Below are 19,489 nucleotides of genomic sequence, written 5' to 3'. Positions count from 1 at the left end.
CGCGCGGTGGCTCCGACTGCTTGTAGGCTTCCGATTTCAGGATCTGTTTCACTCCCCTTGTCGGGGTGCTTTTCACCTTTCCCTCACGGTACTTGTTCGCTATCGGTCATTGAGGAGTACTTAGGCTTGGAGGGTGGTCCCCCCATGTTCAGACAGGATTTCACGTGTCCCGCCCTACTCGAGTCTGTCGCTATTTGACGCTTACGGGGCTATCACCCACTATGGCGGACCTTCCCAGATCCTTCAGCTTTATGTCACGACAGCACTGGCCTGGTCCCGGTTCGCTCGCCACTACTACGGGAGTCTCGGTTGATGTCCTTTCCTCCGGGTACTGAGATGTTTCAGTTCCCCGGGTTTGCTTAATGAACCCTATGTATTCAGGTCATTATACCTCTTCTGATCATCCAATCCTGGACCCAGCCGAAGCTGAGACTAAGTTGGGTGACCATAAAGGTGGGTTTCCCCATTCGGAGATAGCCGGATCAAAGGGTGCTCGCGCCTCCCCGGCTCTTATCGCAGCGTGCCACGTCCTTCATCGCCTCTCAATGCCAAGGCATCCGTCAGAAGCCCTTATGCGCTTGATCGTTCTCAGCAAAACCCATGCATAATCGACCCTAGCCGCATCTCGCGGGAAGGGATCGAGCATGAGCTCTACCTTTAGTCAGACAATGATGTCTTCTTAAGTCCATCCTTAAACCAGGTCCGTATCCCAGGGGTGAGCTACGGTTGGCGGAGGAACCCTGCCTTCACAATGTCACTTCGCATCGGCTCGAAAGCCGCTGCAAACTTGATCATTCCCGATCGCGATTTTCCCAACCATACCAGCTAGCCTCGCTCAAGCAGCGAAGCGGTAGCGAGGATTGCGAGGAAAAATGGTGGAGCCAGACGGATTCGAACCGACGACATCCTGCTTGCAAAGCAGGCGCTCTACCAACTGAGCTATGGCCCCTCACACTTCAGTGTAAGTTGCTTGCCCAGCGGAGCTGGTCGGTGCGGTCCGTATGTTTGGAAAGAGTGGTAGGCCCGATAAGACTTGAACTTATGACCTCACGCTTATCAAGCGTGCGCTCTAACCAACTGAGCTACGGGCCCATAGGCCGCTCAGATCGGATCAGTTGATCCGCTCCAGGGCTCGCGATCGTGTCCTGAACCTCGACGGTCCAGAACAAGTGGAAAGAGAAACGAAGACGGCGGCGATCCGCTCTTTTTGGTGCGTCAAGCGCACCGTGTCTGGAGCTTCAATAGTCTCGTGAGAGACTGGAGAAGCATCCTTAGAAAGGAGGTGATCCAGCCGCAGGTTCCCCTACGGCTACCTTGTTACGACTTCACCCCAGTCGCTGACCCTACCGTGGTCGCCTGCCCCCTTGCGGTTAGCGCAGCGCCTTCGGGTAAAGCCAACTCCCATGGTGTGACGGGCGGTGTGTACAAGGCCCGGGAACGTATTCACCGCGGCATGCTGATCCGCGATTACTAGCGATTCCAACTTCATGCTCTCGAGTTGCAGAGAACAATCCGAACTGAGACGACTTTTAGGGATTGGCTCCCCCTCGCGGGATTGCAGCCCTCTGTAGTCGCCATTGTAGCACGTGTGTAGCCCACCTTGTAAGGGCCATGAGGACTTGACGTCATCCCCGCCTTCCTCCGGATTAACTCCGGCAGTACGATTAGAGTGCCCAGCCAAACCTGATGGCAACTAATCGCGAGGGTTGCGCTCGTTGCGGGACTTAACCCAACATCTCACGACACGAGCTGACGACAGCCATGCAGCACCTGTGTCCCAGTCCCCGAAGGGAAAACCACATCTCTGTGGCGGTCCAGGCATGTCAAAAGGTGGTAAGGTTCTGCGCGTTGCTTCGAATTAAACCACATGCTCCACCGCTTGTGCGGGCCCCCGTCAATTCCTTTGAGTTTTAATCTTGCGACCGTACTCCCCAGGCGGAGTGCTTAATGCGTTAGCTGCGTCACCGACATGCATGCATGCCGACAACTAGCACTCATCGTTTACGGCGTGGACTACCAGGGTATCTAATCCTGTTTGCTCCCCACGCTTTCGAGCCTCAGCGTCAGTAACGGACCAGTATGTCGCCTTCGCCACTGGTGTTCTTCCGAATATCTACGAATTTCACCTCTACACTCGGAGTTCCACATACCTCTTCCGTACTCAAGACTGCCAGTATCAAAGGCAATTCCAAGGTTGAGCCCTGGGCTTTCACCTCTGACTAAACAGTCCGCCTACGCTCCCTTTACGCCCAGTAATTCCGAGCAACGCTAGCCCCCTTCGTATTACCGCGGCTGCTGGCACGAAGTTAGCCGGGGCTTCTTCTCCGGGTACCGTCATTATCGTCCCCGGTGAAAGAATTTTACAATCCTAAGACCTTCATCATTCACGCGGCATGGCTGCGTCAGGCTTTCGCCCATTGCGCAAGATTCCCCACTGCTGCCTCCCGTAGGAGTTTGGGCCGTGTCTCAGTCCCAATGTGGCTGATCATCCTCTCAGACCAGCTACTGATCGTCGCCTTGGTGAGCCTTTACCTCACCAACTAGCTAATCAGACGCGGGCCGCTCCAATGGCGATAAATCTTTCCCCCGAAGGGCACATCCGGTATTAGCTCAAGTTTCCCTGAGTTGTTCCGAACCAAAGGGCACGTTCCCACGTGTTACTCACCCGTCCGCCACTAATCCCGAAGGATCCGTTCGACTTGCATGTGTTAGGCCTGCCGCCAGCGTTCGCTCTGAGCCAGGATCAAACTCTCAGGTTGAGTTGACATTGACATCAGACTTCCAGTCCCGGGGGAAAACCCAGAACCAGGTATCTGGTTTGCATAGTTTCTTGACGAGTTCCCATCACACTCCGATCAGCCCGAAAGCCAACCGGCGTATAAATGGTGTCTTCAAGAGACCGCATACGTCAGCGTCAATGATCCACTCCGTAGAGTGAACCGCCAGAGCGCCGCCGCCTGCGTTTCTCTTTCCAAATCAACAATGTCAAAGACCCGAACCGCTCCGTTACCGGAGAACCGATCCCACCGTTTAGCGCCCGGTGTCGGCGGAGGCGGCTATCTATCCAACCTCGAATTCCGTGTCAAATCGTTTTTTTCAAAACTTTTTGAACCGAACCAGCGAACCCCGGAGAACCGGGAAGCGCCAGAGTGGGCAGCTTCTAGAGAAGCCATCCCAGCTAGTCAAGAAGTTATTTTGAGAAGATCTCAAAAGCTCTACTTAACTACCCTCCACCGCGCCGCTGAATTCTTGCGAAATCTTGGCGACGATGGCCGGAGCGGCGCTTCTAAAGAGGCGACATTCCGAAGTCAACCAACTCTTTTCGACTTTTTCGCACCACCGAAGCCGGCAAGCGAAGAGACAAAAAGAAGACCCTCAGGGCTGCCGAAGCCGCCCCTGCGGATCCATCATCGAGTCGATTGGAGCGCGGTATCTAGCCAAGCGTCTGGGCCGATGCAAGCTCCCTTTCGGGGGCCGCGTCGTCCGGTCGCGAAGCCGTTCCGAGCGAGGCGTTGATCTAGTCTCCGCCCCGCGCTCTGGCAACCCCCTCGCGACAATATAACGACGCTCTTTTGACGGCGTGGTTAGCGCGGCCTTTAGTGCTGGCTCTCGGGGAGACGCACCACCAGGCCGTCCAGGGCGTCGGTCACCTTGATCTGGCACGACAGGCGGCTGTTGGGCTCGACGTTCTCGGCGAAGTCCAGCATCGACTCTTCCATGGCCGACTTGTCGCCGGTCCTGTCCAGCCAGGCAGCGTCGACATAGACGTGGCAAGTCGCGCAGGCGCATGCGCCGCCGCAGTCGGCGTCGATGCCCGGCACGTTGTTCTTCACCGCGCCTTCCATGACCGTCAGGCCCGGCTTGACGTCGAGGGCGTGCTCGGTCCCGTCGTGTTCGATGTAGGTGATCTTGGCCATATGCTTTCCGTTACCCCTTAGGCGCTCTTAAGCCGCCACTTCCTTCATGGACACCGACGTGTCGGCAAGCTTCTCGACGTTGACCGGCGTGCGTTTGGCGATCAGCTGCTTGCCAGCCATGAACTCCGGCGGCGCGTTGACCGCTTCGACGGCCTGCAGCAGGTCGCCCTTCAGATGGAAGACCGCGAACTTGGCGCTGGCGGCATCGCCGCGCACGACCGTGCGATCGGCTTCGAACGGCAGACCCGCGATCTGTAGCTTGAGGTCATACTGATCCGACCAGAACCACGGGACCTCGGGCGCGGGACCAGCCCGGCCGAGAATCGCCGACGCCGCTTGCTTGGCCTGCTCCAGCGCGTTGGGCACGCTCTCAAGACGGAACTGGCGCTCATATAAAGGAAGAGGCCGATGGGCGACGTCGCCGATCGCGAAGATCGCGGGATCGTCGGTGCGCGCCTCGAGATCGACGACCACGCCGTTAGCGGTCGCCAGGCCCGCGTCCTTAGCCAGTTCGTCGTTGGGAATCGCGCCGACCCCAACCAGGGCGACGTCGCACGGCAGAAGACGCCCGTCGGACAGGCGCACGCCGCGGATATGGTCGTCCGCGCCCTCGAACGCCTCGACGCCGGCGTTCAGCTCGAACGTCACGCCCCGCGCGCGGTGATAGTCCTGGAAGAAGGTCGAGAGGGTCTCGCAGGCGACACGGGCCAGAACCCGGCTCTCGCGCTCGACCACGACGACCTCGGCGCCCAGCGCCCTGGCCGAGGCGGCGGCCTCCAGTCCGACATAGCCGCCGCCGATCACCGCCAGGCGCTTGCCGGGACCCAGCGCGTGCTTGAGCAGCTCGGCGTCGGCGGCGGTGCGCAAAGCGAGAACACCGGCGAGATCCCCGCCGGGGATCGGCAGTTGCCGCGCGCGGGCGCCAGTGGCCAGGATCAGGAAGTCGTAGGCAATGGCCTCGCCCGAGGCGAGGGTCACAGTCTTGGCCGCGCGGTTGATGCGTTCGGCCACGCCTGACAGGCGCAGGAAGACATTGTTCTCGCCGTACCAGTCCGCCGGCTTGAGGGCGAGCGAGTCGGCGTCGGCCTCACCTTTGAGCCAAGCCTTGGATAGCGGCGGGCGCTGATAGGGCAAGAGCGGCTCGTCGCCGATCAGGACGATCCGGCCTTCGTGACCGTACTGACGCAGGAACGCCGCGGCCGAACCGCCCGCGTGGCCCGCGCCGACGATGACGACGCATGCGTTCTGATTGGCTTCAGCGCTCAATGACGCCCTCCCTTTCGTCAAAAATGACGGCGGCGTCACCTATTGGCAAGCGCCTTCGATAGCGCGGATACATAGAGGGCGGCGGTTCGTTTCCAAACCGCCGCCCTCTGGATCGTCTGAAGAGCTCGTCAGACGACGCGCTCGACCATCATCTTCTTGATCTCGGCGATGGCCTTGGCCGGGTTCAGCCCCTTGGGGCAGACCTGGGCGCAGTTCATGATCGTGTGGCAGCGATAGAGCTTGAAGGGGTCCTCGAGCGCGTCAAGGCGGTCGCCGGTGGCCTCGTCGCGGCTGTCGATCAGCCAGCGATAGGCGTGCAGCAGGGCCGCCGGGCCCAGATACTTGTCGCCATTCCACCAATAGCTGGGGCACGAGGTCGAGCAGCAGGCGCAGAGGATGCACTCATAGAGGCCGTCGAGCTTCTCGCGGTCCTCCGGCGACTGACGCCACTCGGCCTGGGGCTCGGGGGTGTCGGTGTGCAGCCAGGGCTCGATCGAGGCGTACTGGGCGTAGAACAGCGTCAGGTCCGGGATCAGGTCCTTGACCACCGGCATGTGCGGCAGCGGGCTGATCTGGACGGCCTTGCCCGGCACCTCGGCCCAGCCGTGGGTGCAGGCCAGGGTGTTGCGGCCGCCGATGTTCATCGAGCAGGAGCCGCAAACGCCTTCCCGGCACGACCGGCGGAAGGCCAGGGTCGGGTCGATGGTGTTCTTGATATACAGCAGGGCGTCCAGGACCATCGGCCCCACGGCGTCCATGTCGACGTCGTAGGTATCCCAGCGCGGGTTCCCGCCCGTTTCCGGGTCGTAGCGGTAGATCTTGAAGGTCTTGACCTTCTTGGCCCCCGCGGGAGCCGGCCAATGCTTGCCCGACTTGACCTGGGAGTTCTTGGGGAGTGCGAGTTCGACCATCGGACCCTCAGTAGACCCGTTGCTTCGGCGGGATGTAGGCGATGTCGTCGGACATCGTGTAGCTGTGCACCGGGCGGTAATCGATCTTCACCTTGCCCGACTGGTTATCCAGCCACGCCAGGGTGTGCTTCATCCACTCGGTGTCGTTGCGGTCGGCGAAGTCCTCGCGGGCGTGGGCGCCGCGGCTTTCGGTGCGGTTGGCCGCGCCGTTCACCGTGACCACCGCCTGGCCGATGAGGTTGTCGAACTCCAGGGTCTCCATCAGGTCCGTGTTCCACACGAGGCCACGGTCGGAAACCTTGATGTCGCTCTTCTTGTCCCAGACGGCCTGAAGACGCTTCACGCCGCTGTCCAGGCTTTCGCCGGTGCGGAACACGGCGGCGTCTTCCTGCATGGCCTTCTGCATCTCGAGACGCAGTTCGGCGGTGCCGGTCGAGCCCGAGGCGTTACGGAAGCGATCAAAGCGGGCCAGGTGGGCCTCGGTCTGGGCGTCCTTCAGTTCCGGCTGCTTGGCGCCGGGCTTGAGGATCTCGGCGCAGCGCAGGGCCGCGGCGCGACCAAACACCACCAGGTCGATCAGCGAGTTGGAGCCCAGGCGGTTGGCGCCGTGCACCGACACGCAGGCGGCCTCGCCCACGGCCATCAGGCCCGGAATGACCTGGTCGGGGTTGTCGCCGTTCTTGGTGACGACCTCGCCGTGATAGTTCGTCGGGATGCCGCCCATGTTGTAGTGGACGGTCGGCAGCACCGGAATCGGGGCCTTGGTCACGTCGACGCCGGCGAAGACCTTGGCGGTTTCCGAGATGCCCGGCAGGCGCTCGGCCAGGATCTTGGGATCCAGGTGGTCGAGGTGCAGGAAGATGTGGTCCTTGTTGGGACCCACGCCACGGCCTTCGCGGATTTCGATGGTCATCGCGCGGCTGACCATGTCGCGCGGCGCCAGGTCCTTCACCGACGGGGCGTAGCGCTCCATGAAGCGCTCGCCTTCGGAGTTGGTCAGGTAGCCGCCCTCGCCGCGGGCGCCCTCGGTGATCAGGCAGCCGGCGCCGTAGATGCCGGTGGGGTGGAACTGCACGAACTCCATGTCCTGCAGCGGCAGGCCGGCGCGCAGCGCCATGGCGTTGCCGTCGCCCGTGCAGGTGTGGGCCGAGGTCGCCGAGAAGTAGGCGCGGCCGTAACCGCCCGTGGCCAGGATCACCATCTGGGCCTGGAAGCGGTGCAGGGTGCCGTCGTCGAGCTTCCACGCGGTCACGCCGCGGCAGACGCCGTCGTCCATGATCAGGTCGAGGGCGAAGTACTCGATGAAGAACTCAGTGTCGTGGGCCAGGGACTGGCCATACATCGTGTGCAGCATGGCGTGACCGGTCCGGTCGGCCGCCGCGCAGGTGCGCTGGATCGGGCCTTCGCCGAAGTTCTTGGTCATGCCGCCGAAGGCGCGCTGATAGATCTTGCCGTCGGCCGTGCGCGAGAAGGGCACGCCCCAGTGCTCGAGCTCATAGACCGCCGCCGGAGCGTTGCGAGTCAGGTACTCGATGGCGTCCTGGTCGCCCAGCCAGTCCGACCCCTTGACGGTGTCGAACATGTGCCAGCGCCAGTCGTCGTGACTCATGTTGCCCAGCGAGGCCGAAATGCCGCCCTGCGCGGCCACGGTGTGGCTGCGGGTCGGGAACACCTTGGTGATGCAGGCGGTCTTCAGACCGGCCTGGGCGGCGCCCAGCGCGGCGCGGAGGCCAGAGCCGCCGGCGCCGATAACGACGACGTCGAACTTGTGGTCGATAAACTTGTAGGCCGACATCAATGGGCTCCGGTCACGGTCAGGGCCACCTTCAGGATCGAGAAGATCCCGACGGCGCCAGCCAGCACGCAGACGAACAGATTGCCGATCACCAGGGCCGACTTGCTCGTGAAGCGGTGGATGTAGTCTTCGATCACCACCTGGACGGCGTTCGACAGGTGCACGAGCGCCGAAACCAGCAGCAGGACCAGAAGAACGGCGTTCAGCGGCTGGCCCAGCCAAGCGGCGACCGTGTGCTGGTCCGCGCCGATCAGCTTAAGGGCGCTGTAGACGCCCCACAGGCTCAGCGGCGCCAGAGCCAGGCCCGAGACGCGCTCGGTGATGAAGTGCGAGACGCCGTGGTGCGACGAGCCCATGCCCCGGGCGCGCGACAGCGGGGTGCGGAACTGGATGGGCTGGAAGATGTCGTTCTTGCTCATGATCAGAACGCTCCGTTCGCGCCGGCGATGACCCAGGTGACGATCGTCGCCACGACCGCGAAGGCGATCGCCATGGCGCCGGTCATGTCGGCGATGCGCGGCTGGAAGCCCTTGCCGGTATCCCAGAAGGTCTGGCGGATGGTGTAGGCGACGTTGAAGAAGACCGCGAAGGTCTCGCCCAGCAGCACCAGCTTGCCGATCGGCGAGCCCAGGACGGCGGTGTAGCCGGCGTAGGCGTCCGGGCCGGCGGCCAGGGCGGCGGCCCAACCCGCCAGGATCACGGCGCCGACCCACAGGCCCACCACGCAGGCGCGGTGGAGGATCGAGCAGGCCATCGTGATATGCCAACGCCACACCTGCAGGTGCGGCGACATCGGGCGCTCGGGCAGCCCCCGGCTCGTGTCGGTCATGGGAGGTCCAACCTCAGTAGCCTTTGTGCGTTGCGGGACGCTTTTAAGCGCGAGGACTTAGCTGTCAATTAAACGACGCTCTCTTGAGAAACGTTCTCAAACCTGGTGGCGGTCGCCGCAAGGAACCGCCAAGGTCGATCCTGCGTCGGCTGCTATTAGGATACGAGCCAAGTTGCCCCCCGGATGATCGATCCGAGCGATTTTCGCGGGCGACTCGGTCGCTTTCCCTTCCAACCTCGAAATAGGGAGCGCGACGGCGACCACCGGGCGCATCCCATTCCGGCATCGAACCTAGCGGGGAGCGAACACCGTCAGGGCCAGGTGCTGTAGGAGCATGATGGTCTTGGCATCCCTGATGCGGCCGTCGGCGATCATGGCCAGCGCCCCGTCGATCGTCGGCTCGAGCACCTCGATATCCTCGCCCTCGTCGGGATGGCCGCCGCCGTCGCCGATGCGCATCGAGGCGTCGTACTCCGCCACGAAAAAGTGCAGGATCTCGGTCACCGAACCGGGGCTCATGAAGGCCTCGAACACCTTGCGGACCTTACCCAGGCGATAGCCCAGCTCTTCCTCGACCTCGGCGCGGATGCGAACCTCGGGTTCGGCGTCGTCCAAGAGGCCCGCCGCCGCCTCGATCAGCAGGTCGTCATAGCCGTTGACGAAGGCGGGATAGCGGAACTGCTTGACCAGCAGGACGGTGCGGTTGGCTAGGTTGTAGGGCAGCAGCACCGCGCCGTTGCCACGGTCATAGTGCTCGCGGCTCTGGCTCTGCCAGGTCCCGTCGCGCCGCTTCCAGTCGAAGGTGGTGGTTTTCAGGACGTACCAGTTGTCGGAGAGCAGCTTGGTCTCGCGAACGCGGACACGCTCTTTGACGGACATAGGGGCTCCTAGTCGCGAACGCGCGAAACGTAGTCGGCCGAAACGCATCTCTTGCAGGCGCGAGACGGTGCGCTCGAACTCGAAAGCGCCGTCGCCCTCGGGATACAGCCCCTCAGGCTCGGCCTCGGCTAGAGCGACCAGCTTGGCGTCGGCGTAGAGGGCGTCGACCAGGGTGTTGAACCGCTTGGCCGCCAGATAATCCTGCGGCCCCAGCGCCTGCTGGCAGAGGCTGGCGAAAGAGGTGCGGACCAGGCCGCCAGACGCGCGGGGCAGGCGCATCTTGCGGCCCAGCACCTCAAGGGTCGCGCCGGTTTCGGGCGCGCCGTCCAGCATGTCGGCCCACAGACGCTCGAACTCGGCCTGGCTGGCCTTGTCGATCGGCGATAGCCAGGTGCGAGCCGCCCGCAAGCGGTCCAGCCGGAAATCAACCGGCCCGCGCACGGCGACGATGTCCAGAGCCGACTTCAGCATGTCGATGAAGGGCAGGAAGAGCTGGCGGTTCAACCCGTCCTTGTAGAGGTCCTCGGGCGGCCGGTTCGAGGTCGCCACCAGAGTCACGCCCCGTGCGAACAAGGCCTCGAAGAGCCGCCCCAAGATCATGGCGTCGGCGATGTCGGTGACCTGCAGCTCATCGAAGCACAGGAGGCGCGCGCTCGTGGCGATCAGTTCGGCGGTCGGCGCGATCGGGTCGTCACCCTTCGACTGGCCAAAGCGCGCCTTGCGGGCCGCCGCATCGCCTTTGCGCCAGGCGTCGATGTCGGCGTGGACCTCGGCCATGAAGGCGTGGAAATGGATGCGCCGCTTCTTGGCGACCGGGGCGCTGTCGAAAAAGAGGTCCATCAGCATGGACTTCCCGCGCCCGACCGGCCCCCACAGATAGACACCGCGCTGGCTCTTGGGCTTGCGGCCAAAGAACGAGAAGTTCGGCTCGCCGGCGCCGTCCAGGTCGGCTTCCAGGCGGGACAGGGCCTCGACGGCGGCGGCCTGGGCGGCGTCGGGCTTGATCTCGCCCTGGGCCAGGCGCTCGCGATAGGCAGTGCGGAGGGATGTCGGCATCGCCGATGCGGTTAGCGCGTGCGCGGCGCGGGGGAAAGAGCCTTGCGCCCTCAACATCGCCGGAGCGACGCGCTATGGGGTGAACATGAACACCCTTCCCCTGCCCAACGAGGCCGCGACCCAGGCGCTGGGCCGCAAGCTGGCCACGTCCTTGAGGCCCGGCGACGCGATCTGCCTGACCGGCCCGCTGGGGGCCGGCAAGTCGACCCTGGCCCGCGCCCTCATCCGCACCCTGACGACGCCGGACGAAGAGGTGCCCAGCCCGACCTTCACCCTGGTGCAGTTCTACGAGACGCCGGCCTTTCCCCTGGCGCACTTCGACCTCTATCGCCTGACCGATCCCGACGAGGCCTATGAGATCGGCCTGGACGAGGCGCTCGACGGCGGCGTCGCCCTCATAGAGTGGCCGCAGCGGCTGGAAGGACGTTTGCCGCCGAATCGGCTCGATATAGACATCGCCCTCGACGGCGAGGCGCGACGCGCCGTCATTGTAGCGCACGGCGATTTCGAAGGACGTTCTCTTGAGCTCTGAACGCGAGGCGGCCAAGGCCGCGTTCCTGGAGGCCCACGGTTTCGGCGACGTTCGCCGCCAGCCGCTGGGCGGCGACGCTTCAACGCGGAGCTACGAGCGCCTGCATCGCGAGGGTGGCCACAGCTTCATCTTCATGGACCAGCCGCCGTCGCTGGAAACCGCGCCCTGCCCTCCTGGCGCGACGCCGGAGCAACGCGCAGCGCTGGGCTACAATGCCCTGGCCCGCTTGGCCGCCGGCCGCGTGGACGCCTTCGTCGCCTGCGCCGGCTGGCTGAACGCCCAAGGCCTGTCGGCCCCCAAGGTGCTGGCCGCAGATGCGCGAGCGGGCCTGGCTGTGCTCGAGGACCTGGGCGATGACCTCTATGCCCGTCTGATCGAGGCCGGAACCGACGAGGCCCCGCTATACGACGCCGCGATCGACGGCCTGCTGGCCATCCACGCCGCGCAGACGCCCAAGGCGCTGATCTACGACGGCTCTACCTGGCCGCTGCTGACCTATGACGATCTGGCCCTGAAGACGGCCCACGACATCTTCATCGAGTGGCAGCCGAAGTTCCGAGACGTCGCCTTCGACAACGTCGCCCTGTCGGAATGGGAAGCGATCTGGGCGCCGATACGCGCCAAGGGCGAGGCCGAGGCCACCGTCTTCTGTCATCGCGACTATCACGCCGAGAACCTGATCTGGCTGCCGGAGCGACAAGGCGCGGCGCGAGTGGGTATGCTGGACTTCCAGGACGCCGTCCTGGCGCATCCGGCCTGGGACCTCTCCATGCTGCTGCACGACGCCCGCCGCACCGTCTCGCCCGAGCGCGAGGCCGCGTGCCTGGACCGTTACCTGGCGGCGCGGCCGGAGCTGGACCGCACCGCCTTCCTGGCCGACTACCACGCGCTGGGCGCGCTCAACATCATCCGGATCCTGGGCATCTTCGCGCGCCTGGTGACCCGCGACGGCAAGCCCCGCTACGCCGACTTCATCCCGCGCCTGTGGGTCTATCTGGACGTCTGTTTCGCCGATCCGGCCTTGGCCGACCTCAAGGCCTGGTTCGACGCTCACGTCCCCGTGGAGACCCGCCGATGAGCGGGCCGAAAATCGCGATGGTGCTGGCGGCGGGCCTTGGCACTCGCATGCGCCCGCTGACCAACGACCGCCCCAAGGCCCTGGTCGAGGTCGGCGGCAAGGCGCTGATCGACCACATGCTGGATCGCCTCGCGGCCGCCGGCGTCGAGACCGCCATGGTCAATGTCCACGCCTTCGCCGACCGGCTGGAGGCGCATCTGAAGGACCGCGTCGCCAAGGGCCTCGCGCCCCGCATTGTCATCTCCGACGAGCGCCCCCAGGCGCTGGAGACCGGCGGCGGCCTCAAGCATGCTATGCCGCTGCTGGGCGAGGGCCCGGTTTGGGTCGCCAACATCGACTCTGTCTGGATCGAGAGCGGCGTCCCCGCCCTGGACGCCATGGTCGCCGCCTGGGACCCATCGCGCATGGACGTCTGCCTGATGTTGGCGCCGACGGCGACGTCGCTGGGCTTTCATGATAGTGGCGACGTCTTCCTGGAGGCCGACGGCGCGGTTCGGTTCAAGGACGCCGGCGAAATGGCGCCGCTGGTCTATGTCGGCGTGCACATCTGTAACCCGGACATCGTCAAGGACGGACCCGAGGGCCCGTTCTCCCTGACGCCGCTCTGGAAGTCTCTCGCCACTCGAGGCCGAGTGCACGGCGTGGCGCCTGAAGGTCTTTGGATGCACGTCGGCGATCCCGTCGCCCGCGACGCGGCCGAAGCGAGGCTGGCCGGAGAATGAGCGCCCAGGCCCCATTTTTTGAGCGCCCGGGGCCGCGCTGGTTCTCGATCCCCGCGCATCGGCCGTTCGTCGACGACCTGGCGCGCGGCCTGCTGAACACGCTGGAGCCGCTGGGCCCCGAGGCCCTGCCCCGCGCCACTGTGTTGACCCCGACCCGCCGTGGCGCCCGCGCCCTGGCCGACGCCTTCCTGACGGTCGGCGGCGGACGGGCTTTGCTGCTGCCGCAAATTCGCCCCCTCGGCGACCTCGACGAGGGTGAGCCGCCGTTCGAGCCGGGCGAGCTTTCCATCGACCTGCCTCCAGCCATCGCCTCCCGCCGCCGCCGGTTTGAGCTGGCGCGGCTGGTCGTCGATCACGGCAGCCTGCTGTCGTTCAAGCCCGGCCCGGTCCAGGCCCTGGAGCTGGCCAAGGCGCTGTCGGACTTCCTAGACAGCTGCCAGATCGAGGAGATCGCCTTCGAGGACAGGCTGGACGGCCTGGCCGAGGGCGACCTGGCCCAGCACTGGCAGGTCTCGGCCCGGTTCCTGAAAGCCGTGCTGCGCGCCTGGCCGCAACGCCTCGAAGCGCTCGGCCTGATAGACGTCTCCGAGCGCCGGGTGCGCCTTTTGCGCGCCCTGGAAAAGCAGTGGTCAGAGAACCCGCCGACCGAGGTCTTGGTCGCCGCAGGTTCGACCGGCACGGCCCCCGCCACCGCCGACCTGCTGCGCGTGGTCGCCGCCGCGCCCAAGGGGGCCGTCGTGCTGCCCGGCCTAGACGAGGACCTCGCCGATAGCGCCTGGGAGCGGATCGAGGGCAGCCAGGGCGAGCAGCATCCGCAGGGCGCCATGAAGCGCCTGCTGGATAGGGCCGGCGTCTCGCGCGGCGACGTGCGGGCATGGGTTCCCGACGCCGACAGCCGGGGCCGCTGGCGGCGGCGGATCGTCAACGAAGCCCTACGTCCGGCCGAGGCCACCGCCGACTGGCTGGCTCAGATCGCCGCCCTGCGCGCCGAGGCGCCGGACCTCGACCCCATCGCCGAGGGCCTGATGGGCTTTTCCGTCATCGCCGCCCGCGCCGAGGAGGAGGCCGCCGGCGCCTGCGCCTTGCTGCTGCGCGAGGCGCTGGAGACGCCGGACAAGACCGCCGCGCTCGTCACGCCTGACCAGACCCTGGCCCGCCGGGTGATGACGCGCCTGCAGCGCTGGGGCGTGATCCCCGACAGCTCGGCCGGCGCCCCGCTGGCCGCCGCCGGTTCGGCGATCCTGGCTCTGCACTTCGCGCGCCTGGTCGAAGAGCCGCTCGATCCCGTGCGTCTGCTCGCGGTCGCCAAGCACCCGCTTGTGCTGAGCGAGGACGAGGCCCCGGCCGCCGCCCTCTTGGAGCACAAGGGCCTGCGCGGCGCCGCGCCCGGTTCCGCCGAGGTCCTGCGCGCGCGCCTGAAGGACATGCCGGACGCTCTGGCGCTTTGCGAGCGCGTGCTGGTCGCCGTCGACCACGCCGCCAGCCCCTATGCCGACGGCTTCGCCCGCCCCTGCCACGCGGCCAAGGCCCTGGTCGAGGCGCTGGAGGGCCTGATTGCGCCGCCGCGTCTCTGGGCCGGCGGCGCGGGCGAGTGCCTGGGCGCGCTGATGGCCGCTCTGATCCAGGACGGCGAGCCCCTGCCCGACGCCTCGCCCCAGGCCTTCGCCGACATCCTTGATCGCCTGGTCAACGAGGAAACCGTCCGGGTCGGCGGCGCCACCCACCCGCGCCTGCGCATCCTGGGCGCCATCGAGGCCCGCCTGGTCCGCGCCGACCGCTTGGTGCTGGCGGGGCTGGAGGAAGGCGTCTGGCCGCAGGGCGCGCCGATCGACCCGTTCCTGTCGCGGCCGATGCGCCAGCGCCTGGGCCTGCCGCCGCCCGAGCGCCGCGTGGGCCTGACCGCCCACGACTTCGCCCAGGCCGCCAGCGCGCCCGACGTCGTGCTCGTCCACTGCGAGCGGCGCGGCGGCGCGCCGGCGGTCGAGTCGCGCTGGCTATGGCGGCTGAAGACCCTGGCCGCCGGCGCGGGTCTCGCCCTGCCCCGCCGCGACGACGTGCTGGACTGGGTCCGCGCCCTCGACGCGCCCGAGCCCTATGCGCCGATCAAGCGCCCCGAACCGCGCCCGCCGGTCGAGGACCGCCCACGCAAGATGGCCGTCACCCGGATCGAGGCCCTGACCCGCGACCCCTACGCCGTCTGGGCGCGCGATATCTTGAAGCTCTATCCGCTGGAGCGCCCCGACGAGCCGGTCGAGGCGCGGGCGCGCGGCACCGCCATCCACGCGGCCTTCGAAAAGTTCGCCGAGACCTATCCCGACGGCGTGCCGGCCGACGCGGCCGCCGTGTTCGAGCGCTTCTACATCGAGGCCCTGGTCGGCGCCGGCATGCCGTCGACGGCCCTGACCCGCGAAAGAGCCCTGGCCCGCGAGGCCGCCCAATGGGTCGCCGACTGGGAGCGCCATCGCCGCGCCGGCGCGCGCAAGATCGTCGTCGAGGCCGAGGGTAAGCTGGAGCTCTCCATCAACGGCCGTCCCTTCACCCTGACGGCCAAGGCCGACCGCATTGAGCCGACACCGGACGGGACCGCGCATATCCTCGACTACAAGACCGGGGCCGCGCCGTCGCAGAAGCAGGTCGACACTGGATTTTCGCCGCAGTTGACCCTGACGGCGGCGATCCTGATGAACGGCGGGTTCCCGGACTTGGGCAGCCCCGCGCCCGGCGAGCTGACCTATGTCCGCGTCACCGGAAGACGCCCCGCTGGGGAAGAGCAGATCCGCGCTCTGGCCAACGGCGAGAGCGCGGAGGCCGCGCGCAAGGCCATGGACGGCCTGGTCAAGCTGATCGCCCGCTATGACGATCCCGACGAGCCCTACCGCTCGCGGGTCGCGCCCCAGTTCGTCAAGGAGCACCCCGGCGACTACGCCCACCTGGCGCGGGTGTTCGAATGGTCGACCAGCGGCGACGACGGAGAGGGCGAATGATCGACCCTCAGCGCATCGCCGCCGATCCGGCGATCTCGGCCTTCGTCACGGCCAACGCCGGCTCGGGCAAGACCAAGACCCTGATCGACCGGGTCGCGCGCCTGCTGCTCGCCAAGGTGCCGCCCGAGGCGATCCTGTGCGTCACCTACACCAAGGCCGCCGCCGCCGAGATGCAGCGCCGCCTGTTCGAGCGCCTGGGCAAATGGTCGGTGACCAGCGACGCCGACCTGCGCGCCGAACTGGCCAAGCTGGTCGGCGAGAGTGACGACATCTATGACGCCAGGCGCCTGTCCGAGGCCCGCGCCCTGTTCGCCCAGGCGCTGGAGACGCCCGGCGGCCTGAAGATCCAGACGATCCACGCCTTTTGCGAGAAGCTGCTGCGGCGCTTCCCGCTGGAGGCCGGCGTCTCGCCGGGCTTCACCGTGATGGACGACCAGGCCGGCGCCGCCATCGCCCGCGCCGCTCGCCGGTCGGTGGCCGCCTGGGTCGACACGCACGACGACGCGTTCTCGCAGGCCTATGCCCGCTTCTCGGTGGCGCTGGACTTCCAGAGCTTCGAGGCGATGTTCGCGGGGTTCGAGGCGCGGCGCGGCCAGATCGTGGCCTATGTCCAGCGGTGCGGCGGCCTAGCCGAAGCGATCGGAGACGCCTGGACGCGCTGCGGCTTCGACGCGCCGACCTCGGCCGAAGAGCTCGCGGCCAAGGCCATGGCCCGCCTCGACCTCGGCGCCTGGCGCGCGGCGGCCACGGTGCTCTTCGACGGCGGCGGCAAGCAGGACGCCAAATATGCAGAGGCCCTGGCCACCGTGGCCCGCGATCCGGACGCCACGCTGGAACTGGCCCTGCGCGCCCTGTTCACCGAAGGCGGCGAGGGCACGCCGGCGACCTGGCCGGCCAAGACCTCGGGCCTGAAGAGCCGCGAGGACCTGCGCGAGGCCTTGCTTCTGGAGCAGGCCAAGCTGGAGGCCGCCCGCGAACAGGTCCGCGCCGCCAAGGTAGCCGAGGACACCCAGAACGCCCTGCTGCTGGCCGGCCTCTATATCGAGCGGCACATGGCCGAGAAGGAAGCGCGCGGCGCGCTGGACTTCACCGACCTGATCGACAAAACCCGCGTGCTGCTGACCGAGAAGGTCGAGGCCGCCTGGGTGCTCTACAAGCTGGACGGCGGCGTCGACCACATCCTGCTGGACGAGGCCCAGGACACCGCGCCCGAGCAGTGGGAGATCCTGCGCGCCCTGACCGCCGACTTCTTCGCCGGCGAGACGTCCGAAGGTTGGAGCGGCCGCCGCGCCGAACGCACGCTGTTCATCGTCGGCGACGAGAAACAGTCGATCTACTCGTTCCAAGGCGCGGACCCCACGCGCCTGTTGGAAGAGACCCAAGGCTACATCACCCGCATCGAGGCGGTCGGCGCCGTCGGCAAGGGCGTGCCGCTGACGGTGTCGTACCGCTCGACCCACGAGGTGCTGAGCTTCGTCGACGCCCTGTTCTCCGATCCCGAAACGCGCGAGGGCGTGCCGCCGCCGGTGGGCCAGGACCTAGTCCGCCACGAGCTCTTCCGTCACGGCCATCCCGGCTGCGTAGACCTGTGGCCGCTCACCCGCGAGCTGCCCGGCGAGGAGCGCGAGGCCTGGGAGGCGCCGCTGGACGCCGAGGGTGAGCGCAGCGCCAACCGACGCTTGGCCGAAGCCATCGCCGCCGAGACGGCCGCGATTCTCAAGCGCGGCGACGCGGTGTTCGACAAGGAGCTGGGCCGCCACCGCGCCGCCCACGCCGGCGACATTCTCGTGCTGGTCCGGCGCCGCAAGGTGTTGTTCGAAGAGATCATCCGCGCCCTGAAGCGGCGCGGCGTGCCGGTGGCCGGCGCCGACCGGCTGTCACTGTCCAGCCACATCGCCTTCGAAGATCTTCTGGCGCTCGGCCGGTTCGTCCTGTTTCCGGACGACGATTTGACCCTGGCGGCGCTGCTGAAGGCGCCGTTCTGCGGCCTGTCCGACGCCGACATCTATGCGCTGGCCAAGGGTCGGCGCGCCACGCTGTGGACGGAGCTTCAGCGACGGTCCGAGGAGCGCCCCGAGTGGGGCGCCGCGCGGGCGGTGCTGGATTGGGCGCTGGCGGAAGGCCGCCGCCGGCAGCCGTTCGAGTTCTACGCCGCCTGGCTGGGCCTCGCCGACGCGGCCGGCCGCTCGCACCGCGCCAAGGTCCTGACCCGCCTGGGCGCGGAGGCCGAAGAGGCGCTCGACGAGTTCCTGGCCCAGGTCATGGAGGCCGAGCAACGCGGCGTGCGCGATCTGGAAGCCCTGGTCGCCGACTTCGCGGCCCTCGACATCATCGTCAAACGCGAGATGGAGGGCGCGCGCCGCGAGGTGCGGGTGATGACCGCCCACGGCTCCAAGGGGCTGGAGGCGCCGATCGTCTTCCTGCCCGAAACCACGGTGAAGCGCGGAGCCGGCGGCTCGCCGCTGCTGGTCACCGAGGACGGGGCCCTGCTCTGGTGCGGCTCCAGCAAGGGCGACTGCGAGGCCTCGGCCAAGGCCCGCCGGCTGCGCGAGGACAAGGAAAGCCAGGAGGCGCTGCGCCTGCTCTACGTGGCCCTGACCCGGGCGCGTGACCGGCTGATCCTGTGCGGCCGCATCGACGCGCGAACCAAGGACGACAAGGTCGGCGGCTGGTACGCGGCCGTCCGCGCCGCCTTCGCCCATGCCGACATCGCCCCGCACGTGCGGACCCTAGGCGAGGACGAGACCGCCTTCCTGCGCTACGGCCCCGATCCGGCGCCCGCGCCGCGCGCCGAGGCGGACGTGCGCGTCCCCGCCGCCGCGCCGGCCTGGATGACCCACGCCGCCCCGCCAGAGCCGGCGGCGGCCCGCTATGCGGCGCCGTCGCGGATCGAGGACAACGCCCGCGTACCCGCCCCCTCGCCGCTGGCCCGCGTCGCGGGCTTGGGCCGCTATCGGCGGGGCGAGCTGGTGCACAAGCTGCTGCAGATCCTGCCCGACCTCGCGCCCGACCAGCGAGCCTCCGCCGCACGCCGCCTGCTGGCCGCCGAGCGCGACCTGACCGACGATCAGCGCGAGGAGATGGCCGCGGCCGCCTTCGGCGTTCTGGACGACGCGCGGTTTTCCGCCGTGTTCGGCCCGGGCTCACGGGCCGAGGTGGCGCTGGCCGGGACCAGCGTCCACCTGCCTAAGGGCCTGGCCGTCTCGGGTCGCGTCGACCGGCTGGTGGTGGACGAGGGCCGCGTCCTCGTTATCGACTACAAGACCAACCGCCCCTCGCCCAACCGCATCGAGAAAGCCGATCCGGCCTATCTGGCCCAGATGGCGGTCTATGCGGCGGTGCTGCGCGAGGTGTTTCCGGGCCGGGCCGTCGAGGCGGCTCTGGTCTGGACGGATGGTCCGAAGCTGATGCCGGTTCCAGAAAAGGTGATGACCGAGGCGCTGGCCAGGCTGGCTTAATCCCGTTGCCGGATGCGCCCTGGCCCCCTACATCTTTGAGCAACCGCCCGGAGCGACTCCGG

The 19,489-nt window shown here is 67.0% G+C and carries 12 protein-coding genes, 2 tRNA genes, 2 rRNA genes and 1 pseudogene; 5 read left to right on the top strand and 12 right to left on the bottom strand.

The annotated features are described in order from the left end of the window. The 12 genes and pseudogenes from CSW59_RS13810 to zapE all read right to left on the bottom strand — a co-directional run. Positions 1-584, bottom strand: a 23S ribosomal RNA gene (locus CSW59_RS13810); the annotation flags it as partial. Between the two features lie 289 nt (positions 585-873). Further along, positions 874-949, bottom strand: a tRNA-Ala gene (locus tag CSW59_RS13805). A gap of 66 nt (positions 950-1,015) precedes the next feature. Next, positions 1,016-1,092 (bottom strand) — tRNA-Ile (locus CSW59_RS13800). 183 nt (positions 1,093-1,275) lie between these two features. Continuing rightward, positions 1,276-2,759 (bottom strand): 16S ribosomal RNA (locus CSW59_RS13795). An 837-nt stretch (positions 2,760-3,596) separates the two neighbouring features. Continuing rightward, on the bottom strand, positions 3,597-3,917 hold the full coding sequence (locus CSW59_RS13780; protein WP_099444548.1) for a 2Fe-2S iron-sulfur cluster-binding protein: 321 nt from the start codon (positions 3,915-3,917) through the stop codon (positions 3,597-3,599). Between the two features lie 27 nt (positions 3,918-3,944). Then, positions 3,945-5,183, bottom strand: a complete 1,239-nt coding sequence (locus CSW59_RS13775) for an NAD(P)/FAD-dependent oxidoreductase (RefSeq protein ID WP_099444547.1) — start codon at positions 5,181-5,183, stop codon at positions 3,945-3,947. 128 nt (positions 5,184-5,311) lie between these two features. Further along, positions 5,312-6,094 (bottom strand): succinate dehydrogenase iron-sulfur subunit, encoded by a 783-nt coding sequence (locus CSW59_RS13770; protein ID WP_013077358.1) that lies wholly within the window; start codon positions 6,092-6,094, stop codon positions 5,312-5,314. A gap of 7 nt (positions 6,095-6,101) precedes the next feature. Further along, complete coding sequence (gene sdhA, locus CSW59_RS13765) at positions 6,102-7,889, bottom strand: succinate dehydrogenase flavoprotein subunit (protein WP_099444546.1); 1,788 nt, start codon at positions 7,887-7,889, stop codon at positions 6,102-6,104. After that, the gene (sdhD, locus tag CSW59_RS13760) at positions 7,889-8,344 is read right to left on the bottom strand and encodes a succinate dehydrogenase, hydrophobic membrane anchor protein (protein WP_201722808.1); all 456 of its coding nucleotides are present in this window, start codon (positions 8,342-8,344) and stop codon (positions 7,889-7,891) included. The genes sdhA and sdhD overlap by 1 nt, the downstream gene beginning before the upstream one ends. After that, positions 8,311-8,718, bottom strand: coding sequence for a succinate dehydrogenase, cytochrome b556 subunit (gene sdhC / locus CSW59_RS13755; protein WP_099444544.1), 408 nt, complete (start codon positions 8,716-8,718; stop codon positions 8,311-8,313). The genes sdhD and sdhC overlap by 34 nt, the downstream gene beginning before the upstream one ends. A 291-nt stretch (positions 8,719-9,009) precedes the next feature. Then, positions 9,010-9,597, bottom strand: a complete 588-nt coding sequence (locus CSW59_RS13750; RefSeq protein WP_099444543.1) for a GDP-mannose pyrophosphatase — start codon at positions 9,595-9,597, stop codon at positions 9,010-9,012. A gap of 8 nt (positions 9,598-9,605) precedes the next feature. Further along, positions 9,606-10,653: pseudogene (gene zapE / locus CSW59_RS13745) on the bottom strand (cell division protein ZapE). An 85-nt stretch (positions 10,654-10,738) separates the two neighbouring features. Between zapE and tsaE the strand changes: the two are divergent. The 5 genes from tsaE to addA are packed head-to-tail and all read left to right on the top strand — an operon-like array spanning position 10,739 to position 19,427. After that, the gene (tsaE, locus tag CSW59_RS13740) at positions 10,739-11,185 is read left to right on the top strand and encodes a tRNA (adenosine(37)-N6)-threonylcarbamoyltransferase complex ATPase subunit type 1 TsaE (RefSeq protein WP_099444542.1); all 447 of its coding nucleotides are present in this window, start codon (positions 10,739-10,741) and stop codon (positions 11,183-11,185) included. Then, positions 11,175-12,263, top strand: a complete 1,089-nt coding sequence (gene amgK, locus CSW59_RS13735; RefSeq protein ID WP_369825776.1) for an N-acetylmuramate/N-acetylglucosamine kinase AmgK — start codon at positions 11,175-11,177, stop codon at positions 12,261-12,263. Before tsaE ends, amgK begins: the two co-directional genes overlap by 11 nt. Beyond that, complete coding sequence (gene murU, locus CSW59_RS13730; RefSeq protein ID WP_099444540.1) at positions 12,260-12,985, top strand: N-acetylmuramate alpha-1-phosphate uridylyltransferase MurU; 726 nt, start codon at positions 12,260-12,262, stop codon at positions 12,983-12,985. The genes amgK and murU overlap by 4 nt, the downstream gene beginning before the upstream one ends. Continuing rightward, positions 12,982-15,969, top strand: coding sequence for a double-strand break repair protein AddB (addB, locus tag CSW59_RS13725; protein ID WP_099444539.1), 2,988 nt, complete (start codon positions 12,982-12,984; stop codon positions 15,967-15,969). The genes murU and addB overlap by 4 nt, the downstream gene beginning before the upstream one ends. Continuing rightward, positions 15,966-19,427, top strand: coding sequence for a double-strand break repair helicase AddA (gene addA / locus CSW59_RS13720; RefSeq protein WP_099444538.1), 3,462 nt, complete (start codon positions 15,966-15,968; stop codon positions 19,425-19,427). Before addB ends, addA begins: the two co-directional genes overlap by 4 nt. Positions 19,428-19,489: the final 62 nt, after the last annotated feature.

It is taken from the genome of Caulobacter sp. BP25 (assembly GCF_002737755.1).
Lineage (GTDB): Bacteria > Pseudomonadota > Alphaproteobacteria > Caulobacterales > Caulobacteraceae > Caulobacter.
Note: the sequence above shows the minus strand (reverse complement) of the source record. Positions and strands in the feature narration are given on the sequence as shown.

Bases quoted from the DNA above. Each gene is read 5' to 3' on its own strand.
- CSW59_RS13780 (WP_099444548.1), bottom strand. From the start codon at position 3,917: ATGGCCAAGATCACCTACATCGAACACGACGGGACCGAGCACGCCCTC.
- CSW59_RS13770 (WP_013077358.1), bottom strand. From the start codon at position 6,094: ATGGTCGAACTCGCACTCCCCAAGAACTCCCAGGTCAAGTCGGGCAAG.
- sdhA (WP_099444546.1), bottom strand. From the start codon at position 7,889: ATGTCGGCCTACAAGTTTATCGACCACAAGTTCGACGTCGTCGTTATC.
- sdhC (WP_099444544.1), bottom strand. From the start codon at position 8,718: ATGACCGACACGAGCCGGGGGCTGCCCGAGCGCCCGATGTCGCCGCAC.
- CSW59_RS13750 (WP_099444543.1), bottom strand. From the start codon at position 9,597: ATGTCCGTCAAAGAGCGTGTCCGCGTTCGCGAGACCAAGCTGCTCTCC.
- tsaE (WP_099444542.1), top strand. From the start codon at position 10,739: ATGAACACCCTTCCCCTGCCCAACGAGGCCGCGACCCAGGCGCTGGGC.
- murU (WP_099444540.1), top strand. From the start codon at position 12,260: ATGAGCGGGCCGAAAATCGCGATGGTGCTGGCGGCGGGCCTTGGCACT.
- addB (WP_099444539.1), top strand. From the start codon at position 12,982: ATGAGCGCCCAGGCCCCATTTTTTGAGCGCCCGGGGCCGCGCTGGTTC.
- addA (WP_099444538.1), top strand. From the start codon at position 15,966: ATGATCGACCCTCAGCGCATCGCCGCCGATCCGGCGATCTCGGCCTTC.